Source organism: Nitrospira moscoviensis (assembly GCF_001273775.1).
Classification (GTDB): domain Bacteria; phylum Nitrospirota; class Nitrospiria; order Nitrospirales; family Nitrospiraceae; genus Nitrospira_D; species Nitrospira_D moscoviensis.
In genome coordinates this window covers 1,372,663-1,384,947 of record NZ_CP011801.1, presented here as the reverse complement: position 1 = coordinate 1,384,947, position 12,285 = coordinate 1,372,663, and the positions used below count along the sequence as shown (strand labels likewise).

Here is a 12,285-nt window from a genome sequence, read left to right as displayed (position 1 = left end):
CCTGCTAGACTGCTGCCATCCTACGTGACCGGGGCGGCGGTGGGAGCAGGATCGGCGTGCTTGATCTTGGTCAAATCCAAAACCAGCTCGTCCGTCGAGTTGGCGAACAGGCCGTCGATCCAGCTGCTCTTCACATGCTTGACCGCCTCCGGCTGCTCGAAAAACAAGTCGAACCCCTTCGCGGCGGTCGGCCGCATGGGATAGCGCCGATCGTAGATCATGCCGTATGTCGGGATGCCGTAGACGATCTGCCAATTCCCCAGCAGGAAATGCAGCTCCGAGTCCTGCACATAGAGGCCGCCCGACGTGATGATCCGCTTGGCCGAGGTCTGCGGCTGGCTGAGATAAAAGGTCACCCGTTCGTCGTACTTCGCTTCGGCCAGCGCCTCGGCAAGCTGCACGGACAACAGCGCCACCTGTTCGTCGGTAAAGGCGGGCACCAACGGGGCGTCGCCCTGAATCCATCGCTGGGGCGCGATGCGATGCTCCTGGATTTTCAGGCCCGACAAAATGGTCCGCAACGTGTCGGGTGAGATGGCGGCCGGATGGGCGTGGTGGCTGGGCGGCCATTCCGGCAGCACGCCCGGATCTTCCTCCAGCCGCACGTAGTTCACCGGGTCTTCATACACCGTCCGCGACGGCACCTGCGGAATGGCGCAGGCGGCGATGAGTAATGAAAAATTTAAAATGCCAAGTGCAAAAAGAGCTCGACCTCCATTTTTCATGTTGAATTTTTCATTCACTGACGGTGACCGTCATCTCCACCCGCTCCAGCGGATTGTCGCGGCCGTCGCGCTTCATGTTGACGACCTTGTCGGCCACGTCCATGCCGCTGACGACTTCGCCGAAGACCGTGTACTGCCAGTCGAGAAAATGCGCATCCGCCACGCAGATGAAAAATTGGGAGCCCGCGCTGTCCGGGTCGTTCGCCCGCGCCATCGACACGATGCCGCGCTTGTGCGGCTTGCTGTTGAACTCCGCCTTGATCTTGTAGCCGGGCCCGCCCATCCCGTGGGAGGCCCGATCGGGGCTCTTGCTGTTCGGATCGCCGCCTTGGATCATGAAGCCGGGAATCACCCGGTGAAACGTCGTCCCGTTGTAGAAGCCCTCTTTGGAGAGCTTCACGAAATTCCTCACATGGCCCGGCGCCACGTCCGGGAAAAAGCGCAGGACGATATTCCCCAACGGCTGGCCCTTGCTGCTGACCGCGATCGTCGCGGTCGTCTTCTCGCTTACATCCGACATGCCTTCAATCCTTTCTGGTCATCGGAATAAAAAGGGCGGCGGAGCGAGTCCCCCTTCCAGCCCTTGATTGACGGCCACCCAGGTGAGACCGTCGTCGCTTCGAAATACTCCCGAGCTGGTTCCCGCATAGAGGCCTCCGTCTCCGGAACCGATCAAGACCTGGATCGCCAGATTCGTGAGGCCCTTGTTCACGGGCATCCATTGCCGGCCCTTATCGACGCTCTTGAACACGCCGTGGCCGGTGGCGACGATCACTTCCTGCTCGCCCAACACGATCCCGCGGATCGAATCGTTGGGCAAGGCCCGGCTGATCGGCCGCCAGGTCGCGCCGCCGTCCGTGCTGCGGAACACGCCGCCGTCGAAGGTCCCCGCAAAGATGCTCTGATCGCGACCGATGACCAGCACGCGAATGAAGTTCTCGACCATGCCTTCATGGTCTTTGAGGCCATGCCGCATCCGCACCCAGCCGTCGGCATTGTGCTTGAACCGCAGCACGCCCTTGCCCGACGTGCCGGCGAAGAGCGTGCCGTCCGACGACCGGGCCAACGCATGGACCAGAATGTCGTCCAATCCGGACGTCACGACCGACCAGCGATCGCCGGCCTCGTTCAACCGATAGACTCCGTCGCCCGTGCCGGCGTAAAGCTCCTCCCCGGACACCAACAGGGCTTTGACCTCGAACCGCTTCAATCCGGCATTGACCGGCTGCCAGGTCTTGCCTTCATCGCGCGTGCGGAAGACGCCCCCGCGGAACGTCCCTGCGTAGACGGCGCCGTCTTTGGCCGTCGCCAGGCTCAGAATAAAGGGATCCGACACGCCGGTTCCGACCGGAGCCCAGTTGGCGCCCCGGTCGCTGCTGCGAAAGATGCCGTGGCCGAACGATCCGGCATAGAGCGTATCCTTGCCGGCCATCGTGAGGGCCTGGACGCTGGCGGCCGTTTGATCGAACGGGCCGGGCGCCTTCGTTCCACCTTGGGGACCCGCATGGGGTGCGGGAATCCCGGCCGGCGGCGCTTCCGCCGAAAGCCGGCCCGGCGCCGCCACCGCGAGGATCAGCACAACGACCGACGCGAGGGTTCGCATGATCGCGCTCCTTGTCATCAGCGGACTCTGGTCCCCGCCGTTCCCATGGGCAGATCGGGGTCCAGAGGCAAGTCCATCCCGCCGCCGTCCTTTTCGCGGCCGAAGAGGCGCGCGCCGAGAATGCCGATCTCGTACAGCACCATCATCGGCACCGCCATCAACAGCATCGTAAACAGCGTGGCATCCGGCGTCACGATGGCCGACACGATGAGGCACAGGAGCACGGCGTGTTTACGGTACCGGGCGAACACACGCCCCGTGACCACCCCCGCCACGGCGAGCAGCGTCATGGCCAGCGGCAGCTCGAACGCACAGCCGAAAATCAGCAGAAATTTCACGTTGAAATCGATATAGGTTCCGACGCCCAACTGCGGCGTGATGTCGCGATCCAGCCCGAAGCTCACGAAGAAATCGATGACGAGCGGCAGGATCACGAGATTGCAAAAGACCAATCCGAGCGCGAACAGGCCGCCGGCCAGGAGAAAGAGCGGGATCGCCCACTGTTGCTCCTTCGGCAACAGGGCCGGCTCGACGAACTTCCAACATTGATAGAAGATGACCGGCAGGCTGAGGATCACCGCCGCCAGGAACGACACCTTGATGGAGGCGAAGAGCGCCTCCGTCGGGCCGTAGAATACGAGCTGATTCGGGAACGGGCGGTTCAGCCAGGCGACCATGTCGGCCGAGAAGGAGAAGGCCACGACGAGGGCGGCGAGGATCGTCGCGCCGATGATGATCAATCGCCGCTTGACGGTCCTGATATGTGCGGCAAGGGGATTGATGATCTGGGCCATGACGACCGAGGCGGTCGCCGGGCGGACCGGCGACCGAAAACGTTCCGTGTGTTAATGGGCGGCGTGCTGCATATCGTGCTCGCGATACAGCCGGATCAATTCCGCCAACTTGTCCTTCTTCGCGAGCTTTTCTTTCTGCAACCGTTTCTTGACGACTTCCTCCGCCGGCGTGAGCACGTGGCGCTTCTGCAATTCGTTCAGTTCCGCATCGAGCCGATGATGCGACTCTTCCAGCTCCCGGAATTCATGGTTGGATTGGCGAAGCCGTTCCGCGATCATGTGTTCCGTCAGCATTGCGACACCTCCTACGTTAGGTTAGTGTGCGGGGACTGATCCACCTCCGACATTCGGTACGCGGCCTTGCAGTCGTTGTGCGGGAACCGCCAGGGGGTCCAATTCCATGAGGACGGCATCTTCAATCGGATTCGTGTAGTACTGGCGGCGTGTGCTGACCGGCGCAAAACCCAGCTGTCGATACAAGGCGAGCGCGGCCTGATTGGACGCCCGGACCTCCAGCACGGCCCGCGTTGCGGACCGGGAAAGCCCCGTCTGCAGGGCTTCGATCACCAGCCGCCGGGCAAGGCCCTGCCGGCGCCTCGATTCGCAGACCGCCAGATTCATCAACCGAAGCTCTTCAAAGACGATCCAAAAGCAGTGATAGCCGACGATCGCTCCCGCACCATCCTGGGCCACCAGAAAGTGCGCAAAGGGATTGCCGCTCAGCTCGGCCTCCAACATTTTGCGCGTCCAGGGGGCCGAGAAGCAAGCCTCTTCGAGGCGCAGAATGTCGGACACCATGCCGGAGGAAGCTGGGACAATCACCAGGTCGTCCGCCATCGTTCCCCCGGTCATCGCCGGCCTCCGCGGCCCCCCCGCGCGAGCCGCTCGGCGACCTTTCTCTTCACCCGTTCTTGCCGGCGCGCCACCGGAGAGACCCCGCCCGACTGCTCGTACTTGAGCTCCGCCTCGGCCCGCTGGACATAGAGCGGGACGACCTGCATCGGCGCGCGTTCCCCTCTCCGCAGTCGCTCGATCCCCATGAGCGCCACCGCCACCGCAGACGGCTTGACGGCGGACGGCGGCCCTTCGATCGCCCGGACCGACGAAGGCAAGGCGGCGCGGATCTCGGTTTCCATGGCGGACCAGCCGTCGCCGAACAGCAGCGTGTCGTCGGCGAGACTCCTCGCCAAGGCCTGCGGCGAGCCGACATGCTCGGCGAGCACCCGCTCCAGCCCGTTCTTCGCCCGGCGAAACAGGGCCCAATAGACTTCGCCCTTTCGGCTCGTCAGGACGGGGCACAGCGTCCGGTGATCGCGCTTGACGCTCCACGCCATCGCTTCCAATGTCGGCACCAAGGCGAGCGGGAGATCGGTCGCAGCGCGCAAGCCCAAACAGGTCGACAAGCCGACACGAATGCCCGTGAACGACCCGGGGCCGATGGAGCAGGCCAGGCCGTCGAGATCCGTCAATCGCAGGCCGGTCTTGCTCAGCAACTGATCGATGGCGGGCAACAACAGCGCCGCGTGAGAGCCGGCGGCGTCCTGCTCATGCTCGGCCAACACGTGGCCGTCTTCCAGCAGCGCGACACTTTGCCATGAGGTGGCGGTTTCCACCGCGAGCACTTTCATCGTCATTCAAGAAATATGGCCGAGTTCTTCGGCCTTCAACGCTTGATTGGGGATGATCTCATGGAAGGTCACCTGCACGCTCCCCTGACCTCGGCCGTCTTCCAGGGAAATCTTGAAGGGGCGCAGCAGGCGGCCCGGGGCCGGGGCGTGCGCCGCAACCGGTTCGACCGCTCCGTCATCGATGGGCCTGAAATCCTCATAGCGGATCGTGGCCTCCACCTCGCCGTTCGATCCCAGGCGCTCTTCTTGGACCACCAGCAAATTGTGCCGATCGAACCAGAGGCGGCGCTGCAGGACGGGCCTCTTCGTCTGATCTCCGGGCGGTCCGGAGACATCCAAGCGATAGCGCTCGCCGTCTTCCACCAGTTTGACGGTCTCGCCTTTCGCAATGGAACCGGTGCCGAGCAGGCCGCCCATGGCCCAGACGCTCAACTGAAACGGTCGCGCCAGCTTGCCCATCTCACCCATGTCGGATTGGCGGCCCGCCAGGACGCGGCCCATCGTCGGCAGCCGCAGCTTGTACTGATCGTCGACTTGCACGAGCTCGAACAGTTCGCCCCCGACCGGCGTAAACCCCCTGAGCCGCAAGGCGTTCGGACGGCGGTAATACACGGCGCCTTCGACGCGCGAGGCGATGGGAATGAGCCCGCCGCGGATTTTGGCGCTGAACAGGCCCTTGATCGACTCAATGGCGGATTCCCGCTGGCGGAGCAGCGCGGTCAGCTCTTCGGCCGTCGCCTGCTTCAAGGGCGGTGCTTCTTCTTTCGGGGCGAAGAGCGCGCAGGCAGTGAGCGCGAATGTAAAATGAAAAATGGAAACTGCAAAAAGGAGCCCCCTCGGAATTTTTAATTTTTCATTTTTAGTTTTGCCTTGGCTACGCCAATACCACATCCAGCGCCTCGCCGACTTCGTTGATGCCGATCAGGTCCATCCCGTCCACCGGTTCGATCTTCGCCAGATTTCGGTCGGGCAGCAGGCAGCGTTTGAACCCCATCTTGGCCGCCTCTTTGATCCGCAGCTCCGCCTGGCTGACGGCCCGCACTTCGCCGCCCAGTCCCACTTCGCCCAGCACCAACAATCCCGGTTCCACCGGGACTTCGCGCAAGCTCGACGTCACCGCCGCGACGATGCCGAGATCGATCGCCGGCTCGTCGATATGCAGGCCGCCGACCACGTTCACATAGACATCCTGTCCCGACAGGTGCATGCCGAGCCGCTTTTCCATCACCGCCAGCAGCAGCGACACCCGATTCAAATCCACGCCGTTCGCCATCCGCTTCGGCATGGCATAGCTCGTGGACGAGACCAGCGCCTGCAACTCCACCAGGATCGGCCTCGTCCCTTCGAGACTGGACACGACGACGGAGCCGGTGCTGCGCTGCGGGCGCTCGGCCAAGAACAGCTCCGACGGATTGCCGACTTCCTCCAATCCGCTGTCCTTCATTTCAAAGACCCCGATCTCGTTCGTGGACCCGAAGCGATTCTTCACCGCGCGCAGAATGCGATAGCTGTGGCCCTTGTCTCCTTCGAAGTACAGGACCGTATCGACGATGTGCTCCAGCAGCCGGGGCCCCGCGATCGCCCCCTCCTTGGTGACGTGGCCGATGATGAAGACCGGCACACCGGCCCGCTTCGCGAACCACATGAGCTGGCCGGCCACTTCCTGCACCTGGCTGATGCTGCCCGGCGCCGAGGTGATTTGCTCCGTATAGACCGTCTGAATCGAATCGACGACGACGGCCGCCGGCTGGATATCATGAATCGCCTTCAAGACCTGCTCAAGGGAGGTCTCGGCGAGAATCAGCAGGTTCGGATGTTCGATGCCGAGCCGTTGCCCGCGCATCTTGATCTGGCGCGGCGATTCCTCGCCGGACACGTACAACACCGGCGCCTCTTTCGCCGCCAGCCGCGGCAGGGCCTGCAACAGCAGCGTCGTCTTGCCGATGCCGGGATCGCCGCCGATCAAGATCACCGCGCCGGGAATCACGCCGCCGCCCAGCACCCGGTCGAATTCACCGATGCGGGTCAGCCGGCGGTCTTCTCCGACCACTTCGATCTCCGCGATCGGCGTCGCCTGGGCCTGAACGGTCTTCATCGCCGCAGGCCGGCCCTTGCCCGTCGCCGCCTGGCGCTCCTCCTTCATCGTATTCCAGCCACCGCAATCCGGGCAGCGCCCCAGCCACCGCGGCGCCTGATGCCCGCAGGCCTGGCAGGAAAAGATGGTTTTGGATTTCATGGAAGGCCTCAACGAACGGCGCGCTTATCTTAATGGATGCCGGGAGGGAATGAAAGGACGTAGCAGGAGGAGGTTACCGTAAAGTTCGTGTGCGCGAGATCGTCGGTCCACAGCAGTTATCGCAAACCGGCGCTGCGATAGAGGCTCGTACCGCGATCTCCGTATGCTTCGTAAACATGCTCGAACACCGCCGAGCATTTCTGTTTGTACAGGTCGGGCGTATAGGCTCGTGGGAGGCCTTGATCCAGGAGATCTTCGATGGCCAGCTTGACCCGCGACCGTGCCGCAACAGTCTGTCGCCAGTTCAGCACGAGCAACTGCTTCAGTTTCTCCAGCAAGTCTTTGGCCACCTTCTTGAGCTCAGCTCGTTCCTGCACGCTCAATTCGGGAGCAGGCCGCGTGAGGATATCGAAGATGACCAATTCCTCCTCCGAGAGATGTTCTCTGACATGCCGTTCCTGCTCTTCGTTGAGGCTGCGGCTGAGCGCCAGCAGTTCCTTAAACAGCTCTTCAATATTCCGGCTGCCGGCATTATAGGACTCGATCAATTCTTCGAACTTCGCCAAATAGTCGGCCCTCGTCCGGTTCAGGCGAACCAGCTTGTCGAGCTGGGCGCGAATCGCGCCCTTGAGCTGCTCCAAGTCGGTGTTCTTCGTCTTGGACTTGCCGAATCGTTTGCTCAATGCTTCGAAATCGATCTTGGCAAGGTCGATCACCGCATGGCCGGACGTGCCCTCCGGAATATGGAAGCCGTCAGCGGCCACCGAGGCATCCAGAATCTTGTTCAGATCGGTCATCACGGCCGAGATATCCACCGGCCCTTCGCCTGTTCGTTCACGGATCGTCTCGGCGATCGTCGTGAGGCAGGCCACCCGCGACGCGAATTCCAGCACCGAGGGGTCCGGCTTCACGGCGTGAAAGAGGGTCCGCACCCAACGCTCCTGGGCCAGGAAGTCCTTCCGGAGCGGGTCCGGCGATATCAAGGCTTCGACGGCCTCGGCAATTTGGGTGAGCCGCTCCAGGCTTCCGGCAGCACCCTTCTCTATCACCTCCAGACTCACACCGTGGACCTGACAGAAGGCCGTGGCGGCACTGATCGCCTGGCGGAGGCTTTCGACCAGCTTCTGCTTGTCCCTGATCGGCCGTTCTCCGCCCTTGCCCTTCGCATAGATCGCCAGCGCCTTCTCCAACGAGGTAAACACGTTGGCATAGTCCACGATCAAACCGCTGTGCTTGCCGGGAAACACGCGATTGGCCCTGGCGATCGTCTGCATGAGCGTATGGTTTCGCATCGGCTTATCGAGATACACGGTCGAACAGCTCGGCGCGTCGAATCCGGTCAGCCACATCGCGCAGACGAAGACGAGCCGCAGAGGATCGTCCGGATCTTTGAACTTTTCGTCTAATGACTCGTCGTTCATCCGCTTCCGGTGAGGAGCGATATCCAAGCCGAGCTTCTTCATCTGCTCGATCTCGTTCTGACCCGGCGAGACGATCACGGCCATGTCGGTCGTCCGGATCACATCCAGTCGTGCCGTCAGTTCCCGAATTTTTTCAGGACGAGCATCCTTCGCCCCGTAGGTCGTCAGCCTCGCCAGTTCCTGCTCGACTTTTTTCTGCTCAGCCTGCCAGTGCTTCTTGACCTTGTCGAGCATTCGCAGCACCGTGGCCTTGTCGATGGAAATTACCATCGCCTTGCCCTGAAAGCCGCGCCCAAGGAAGTGTTGCACGATGTCTCTCGCAATCGTCTCCAACCGATCGTCGCGGGTCAGGATTTGATACTGCCGGCCCAACTCGCGCTCCAGCCGCTTTTCCTGCTCGTCGTCCAGTCCGGCGGCCTCGATCAGGTTGTAGATGTCGTCGTTCAGATTCGGGTTTTCCAATCGAAGTTCCGGCGTACGGTTCTCATAAAAGAGCGGGACCGTGGCGCCATCCTCGACCGATTGTTGAAAGTCGTAGATCGACACATAGTCGCCGAATACTTCGCGGGTCCGTTCCTCCCCGGCGATCAACGGCGTCCCGGTGAAGGCCAGGAACAAGGCTCGCGGGAGTGCTGCTCGCATGTTCAGCGCCAGCGTGTCGTACTGGCTGCGGTGCGCCTCGTCGGTGAGCACGATCACGTCGGACCGGTCGCACAGCACTTCAGGGGTCTGGAACTTGTGAATCAGCGTGAAGACATACCGGTGATTCTCGCTGAGAAGCTGGCGGAGCTGCGCGCCGCTCCGCGCGTGGCACAGGTCGCTTTCCGTCTCGCTGACCGCGCCGCAGGCCTTGAACGTCTTGGCAATCTGGTCGTCCAATTCGACACGGTCCGTCACAACCACGAAGGTCCAATTGCCGGGCACCTTCCGCAGGATCTTCTGGGCGAAGAACACCATCGCCAGACTCTTGCCGGAACCCTGCGTCTGCCAGAACACGCCTCCCCGTCCGTGGCCCTGCTTCCTTGCTGTCAGTGTGGCGGCAATCGCGTTGTTCACCCCGAGGAACTGGTGATTCTGGCTCAGCACTTTCACCAGCCCGGCCTTATGCTCGGAGAAGAGGGTGAAGTTTTCGAGCAAGTCCAGCAACCGCGAAGGCTCACAAGTCCCGCGCAGCATGACTTCAAGCGACACGCGGCGCGGCTCATCTTCACGCTCGATCCGTTTCCACTCGAAAAACCGCTCCCAATCGGCCGTGAGCGATCCTACCCGGCTCTCCGTCCCGTTCGAGGCGATCATCAGGCCGTTGAACCAGAAGAGCTGTGGAATGTCGGACTTGTAGCAGGTCAGGTTGTCGTCAAAGGCCTGCTGCGCAGGCACGCCGGGCTTCTTCAGCTCAACGACGATGAGAGGGAGACCATTCACGAATCCGACAAGGTCAGGCCGACGGGTATAGAGCGAACCGGTTACACTGAATTGATTGACGAGGAGAAAATCATTGGCAGCGGGATTCTCCCAATCAATGACCCGCACCCGCTCCGTCTTCTGCCCTCCGCCCTTATCCTGGATAGAAACCGGGATGCCATCTTTGAGTAGGCCATAAATTTCCCGATTCGCCGCCGACAAGCCCATTGCCGAGCGATCACGGCTCAGTTGATCGATGGCAGCAGAAATCGCTTCCGGAGGAAGTGACGGGTTGAGGCGTTCCAAGCAGCCACGGAGTCGAGAAACGAGGACCGCCTCGCTTTTGGTCTCGCGCCCCAGTGTGCCGGTCGGACCGAAGCTCTCCTCTACCGCTGACAGAGTCCGCCACCCAATCTTTGAGAGCAGACCGATCGCTGGCTGTTCTACGAGTTGGGCTTCGGAATAGTCTTGCGCCATTTAAGCAACGAGGGGAAGAAACTCCTCACTGCTCATCGGTTGGTACCCGACCTGAAACATGCCTTCGAGTTCGACCAGCACGCGCTGATTGTGCGGCGCCGGAGGAGGATTGTTCCGCACCACATGAGCACGCATGTTCTCGACACCACCAGCAATGGCGGCCAACATGTCTTTAATGAGATACCGAGGTGCCCACCCGACCATGAAATAGTCGTCCGCTGTCATGAGTTGGATCGCCGCACCCGTAGCCGGATTATTCAACTCTACGGCGACTTGCAAGCGAGACCCTACTTCCAAAGTTCCCAATCGCTCTTGCGAAGGTACGTTGACATGTCGCCATCCGTGCAAGAAAAACCGGCAGGAAAATTTTCCATCCCGATGGGGACGGATTTGAGGAAAGACTTCCAAGTTATCGGTTTGTCGCCCCCCGCCTGAGACGGCCAAAATCGCGAAGGGATCGGTCTCTTCGGGGGGCAGCGCAAGCCGTTCGAGGTATTCCGCATAATCCTCCCGCTTTGGACTGATCAGCCGGTTTTGGAATAGCGGAAATAACTCACCGGATTCATACACCTTCTCAAGCGTGGGAAACGCATCCAACGGTTGAAAGCCGGCCTTGGCCTGCGCGTCCAACACACCTTTGGTATAGAGAAACCGGAACCAATCCTGGCCCGGTTCAGCTTCCAAACGACCGATCGGGAACCAGGCGCGCGAGCCGGAGCGCGTCCCTCCGTCGGGTCTCACATCCTGCCAAGCTAGAAACAGCGTTTTCATGTGACTGCTCTCGAAACCCGCCGAAACGTCACTCCAAGAAGGCCTTTGGCAAAGGCGCGTTGCCGTGGATCAATCATATGTTCAGGCACTCGATCCACGACCGCAAGTATGCGGTCAAGGCCGACATTGTGCAACATTATCGACCACGGTTGGAAGTACCTGGGCCAGGTACGGGCCGCGACCTCAAACAGTCTCAAAGGATTGGCGCCGTGCGAGTCCGTCGGTTGGATAAAGATCGCCCCGCGCCCGCGCACCGCATACCATTCGAAGCGGTGCGGCTCCTGTAGCCATTGCCCGAGTTTCTCTACCGGCTCATTGCGGCCCAAAGACGACGCGTGATCGAATGTCGGCGCGACACGATGAATGAGCCTGCCGTCAGACGAACGAGTCCGAATGAGCGCCCAGTTTTCATGATGCCGATCGGTATTCAGAATCAACGCGTCCAACGTGACAAAACCGGCCAGTTGGAGAAACGCCATGTCTCGCTCTTCACGATCGGCGATCACGGCAGTAATCGCCTTAGCGATATTTTCGATTGTATGGTCTGGTTGCGCACGACGCCCTGCCCGATCATAACCGAGCACCGCGCCGGCCAAGAGATCGTTACCATGGATCAACTCGGTACCCGAGCGGGAGAGATCCGCAAACCTTCGGCTGATACAACCAATCGCTCCATCGAGCGTAGCTAGGTCGACTTGAGCATGGGGAATCTCCAAAAGCCCAGCTAGCTCAGCCGCAATTTTTTCGGCCCAATGCTCTCCTGTTATTTCGCCATTGTTCAGGCGTGCATACTTAAACAGCCACGGCTCTGAATCATTGCCGACCTGCACCCATCCCTTACGCTTGCTCCCCATTTCTTCCGGAGCCAGCACGTCTTCGTTGCGAAGGGAAATAATGGGATAAGGCTCAAGCGACGGCATGAGAATCAGGTGGATACGAACGCTGTCCAATCGGCAGCGTCAGATTTTCCGCCGCAAGAGATCATTACCGAACAGTTCTGAATCAGTTGACCGATGGTTCCCAAGATGGCTTCCGTGGGAGAGAAGGATTCAGATGTTCATGGTTAGCACAAGGACGAGGTAGTAATACCACCTCACTCTCGGTTTCACGGCCAAGTGTAAGGCCAACACTAAAGACCTCCTCCAGAGATGACACCGTCTACCAGCCCATGCTGGAGAAGAGGGCAATGGCAGGTTACTCGACCAAGACGTCTTCGGAGTAATCACCGG

General features: G+C 60.9%; 12 protein-coding genes. All 12 read right to left on the bottom strand.

Features of this window, described 5'->3' with window-relative positions:
• Positions 1-20: 20 nt before the first annotated feature.
• Complete coding sequence (locus NITMOv2_RS06780; protein WP_145976203.1) at positions 21-725, bottom strand: hypothetical protein; 705 nt, start codon at positions 723-725, stop codon at positions 21-23.
• A gap of 10 nt (positions 726-735) precedes the next feature.
• Positions 736-1,245 (bottom strand): peptidylprolyl isomerase, encoded by a 510-nt coding sequence (locus NITMOv2_RS06775; protein ID WP_053379141.1) that lies wholly within the window; start codon positions 1,243-1,245, stop codon positions 736-738.
• Positions 1,246-1,263: 18 nt separating this feature from the next.
• Positions 1,264-2,328: a ligand-binding sensor domain-containing protein gene (locus NITMOv2_RS06770; RefSeq protein ID WP_053379140.1), complete on the bottom strand. Its 1,065-nt coding sequence runs from the start codon at positions 2,326-2,328 to the stop codon at positions 1,264-1,266.
• Between the two features lie 17 nt (positions 2,329-2,345).
• Positions 2,346-3,122 carry a twin-arginine translocase subunit TatC gene (gene tatC, locus NITMOv2_RS06765; RefSeq protein ID WP_053379139.1) on the bottom strand — a complete coding sequence of 259 codons (777 nt, stop codon included), beginning with the start codon at positions 3,120-3,122 and terminating at the stop codon, positions 2,346-2,348.
• A 51-nt stretch (positions 3,123-3,173) separates the two neighbouring features.
• On the bottom strand, positions 3,174-3,416 hold the full coding sequence (locus tag NITMOv2_RS06760) for a DUF465 domain-containing protein (RefSeq protein WP_053379138.1): 243 nt from the start codon (positions 3,414-3,416) through the stop codon (positions 3,174-3,176).
• Positions 3,417-3,437: 21 nt separating this feature from the next.
• Positions 3,438-3,974: a ribosomal protein S18-alanine N-acetyltransferase gene (gene rimI / locus NITMOv2_RS06755; RefSeq protein WP_053379137.1), complete on the bottom strand. Its 537-nt coding sequence runs from the start codon at positions 3,972-3,974 to the stop codon at positions 3,438-3,440.
• Positions 3,971-4,750, bottom strand: coding sequence for a tRNA (adenosine(37)-N6)-threonylcarbamoyltransferase complex dimerization subunit type 1 TsaB (tsaB, locus tag NITMOv2_RS06750; RefSeq protein ID WP_187299386.1), 780 nt, complete (start codon positions 4,748-4,750; stop codon positions 3,971-3,973). Before tsaB ends, rimI begins: the two co-directional genes overlap by 4 nt.
• Positions 4,751-4,756: 6 nt before the next feature.
• Entirely contained in the window at positions 4,757-5,497 is a 741-nt protein-coding gene (locus tag NITMOv2_RS06745) for a hypothetical protein (RefSeq protein WP_053379135.1), read from the bottom strand.
• Between the two features lie 127 nt (positions 5,498-5,624).
• On the bottom strand, positions 5,625-6,986 hold the full coding sequence (radA, locus tag NITMOv2_RS06740) for a DNA repair protein RadA (protein ID WP_053379134.1): 1,362 nt from the start codon (positions 6,984-6,986) through the stop codon (positions 5,625-5,627).
• Positions 6,987-7,102: 116 nt separating this feature from the next.
• The gene (locus NITMOv2_RS06735; protein WP_053379133.1) at positions 7,103-10,285 is read right to left on the bottom strand and encodes a type I restriction endonuclease subunit R; all 3,183 of its coding nucleotides are present in this window, start codon (positions 10,283-10,285) and stop codon (positions 7,103-7,105) included.
• Positions 10,286-11,056 carry a hypothetical protein gene (locus tag NITMOv2_RS06730; protein ID WP_053379132.1) on the bottom strand — a complete coding sequence of 257 codons (771 nt, stop codon included), beginning with the start codon at positions 11,054-11,056 and terminating at the stop codon, positions 10,286-10,288.
• Positions 11,053-11,976, bottom strand: coding sequence for a HipA domain-containing protein (locus tag NITMOv2_RS06725; RefSeq protein ID WP_145976202.1), 924 nt, complete (start codon positions 11,974-11,976; stop codon positions 11,053-11,055). Before NITMOv2_RS06725 ends, NITMOv2_RS06730 begins: the two co-directional genes overlap by 4 nt.
• Positions 11,977-12,285 lie beyond the last annotated feature (309 nt).

Coding starts and splice junctions, on each gene's coding strand:
- NITMOv2_RS06780 (WP_145976203.1), bottom strand. CDS start 725: ATGAAAAATGGAGGTCGAGCTCTTTTTGCACTTGGCATTTTAAATTTT.
- NITMOv2_RS06775 (WP_053379141.1), bottom strand. CDS start 1,245: ATGTCGGATGTAAGCGAGAAGACGACCGCGACGATCGCGGTCAGCAGC.
- NITMOv2_RS06770 (WP_053379140.1), bottom strand. CDS start 2,328: ATGCGAACCCTCGCGTCGGTCGTTGTGCTGATCCTCGCGGTGGCGGCG.
- tatC (WP_053379139.1), bottom strand. CDS start 3,122: ATGGCCCAGATCATCAATCCCCTTGCCGCACATATCAGGACCGTCAAG.
- NITMOv2_RS06760 (WP_053379138.1), bottom strand. CDS start 3,416: ATGCTGACGGAACACATGATCGCGGAACGGCTTCGCCAATCCAACCAT.
- rimI (WP_053379137.1), bottom strand. CDS start 3,974: ATGACCGGGGGAACGATGGCGGACGACCTGGTGATTGTCCCAGCTTCC.
- tsaB (WP_187299386.1), bottom strand. CDS start 4,750: ATGAAAGTGCTCGCGGTGGAAACCGCCACCTCATGGCAAAGTGTCGCG.
- radA (WP_053379134.1), bottom strand. CDS start 6,986: ATGAAATCCAAAACCATCTTTTCCTGCCAGGCCTGCGGGCATCAGGCG.
- NITMOv2_RS06735 (WP_053379133.1), bottom strand. CDS start 10,285: ATGGCGCAAGACTATTCCGAAGCCCAACTCGTAGAACAGCCAGCGATC.
- NITMOv2_RS06730 (WP_053379132.1), bottom strand. CDS start 11,056: ATGAAAACGCTGTTTCTAGCTTGGCAGGATGTGAGACCCGACGGAGGG.
- NITMOv2_RS06725 (WP_145976202.1), bottom strand. CDS start 11,976: ATGCCGTCGCTTGAGCCTTATCCCATTATTTCCCTTCGCAACGAAGAC.